1 protein-coding gene is annotated in these 873 nt (G+C 44.2%); it reads right to left on the bottom strand.

Features of this window, described 5'->3' with window-relative positions; all coding sequences use genetic code 11:
* Window positions 1-52 precede the first annotated feature (52 nt).
* Complete coding sequence (locus tag ABD892_RS10435; protein WP_345195561.1) at window positions 53-715, bottom strand: ankyrin repeat domain-containing protein; 663 nt, start codon at window positions 713-715, stop codon at window positions 53-55.
* Between the last annotated feature and the right edge of the window lie 158 nt (window positions 716-873).

Below are 873 nucleotides of genomic sequence, written 5' to 3'. Positions count from 1 at the left end.
GCTAAAGCGAAACTTTGTCAGTGTCGTAGCTCTGGCTTGTGCTTTTGTCTGGTTACCAATGTGAAACGTCAACAGCTCCTAATAAGTGCAGGGGATCGTTATGCCTTTTACTAATGATACGACCTGCCTCTCTTTCTGTTATACCAAGCATTCCATGTGATGACCTTCGAGCAGATTCGATAAGTACAGGATCATCAGGTTTAATCTGGCGGCATTCGCTAATAAATTCATCCGCTGTTTTTTTAAGAATTCCCAATAGTTTGATGCACAGATTCAGTGCCGTTTGGTCATCGGTATCTCCTCGCCTATCTACTTCAGCTCCCATACCCAGAACGGTTTCAACTATATCTGGTTGGCCTGTCTCAATAGCCTTAAGAAGAATGGTTAGTTTTAGTTTGTCCGTTCTCATATTCATGGTTTCATGAGAATGGGGGTGCTGTTTTAGAAGATCAAAGCTGCGTCGGTCTCCATGATTCACCACTTCAATCAGGGAAAATAATAAAGCAGACTCTGATGTGTCAGAGAGAAGGTCTACTTTGGCGCCAGCCTCCAATAAAGACTGCACATGATCAGGATGATTGCACTGGGTATGCCAGACAAGCTGTGGTGGTCTTCTTGGCACCCCACCATACTGGACTCCAATGTTGATTCTTCGGTTTGGGTGTTTGAGATCAGGTGCTCGATTCATAACAGCTTCATCAATCATCTGAAGCAAGGGGACATGATATTCATGTTTCTTTTCATCAATACAGCCAGGAAAACAGTTCTCCGGGCGAAACAGGTAAGAAAAAATCGTAAGTACTCAAAAACCGGTACATAAGGCGATTTCACGTTCTGCCGCCTAAGCTCATCCCCATGTTCCCATTACCGCCT

Source organism: Kistimonas scapharcae, from assembly GCF_039540975.1.
Classification (GTDB): Bacteria; Pseudomonadota; Gammaproteobacteria; order Pseudomonadales; family Endozoicomonadaceae; genus Kistimonas; species Kistimonas scapharcae.
The sequence above is the reverse complement of the archived record's forward strand: the minus strand, read 5'-3'. Positions and strand labels throughout refer to the sequence as shown.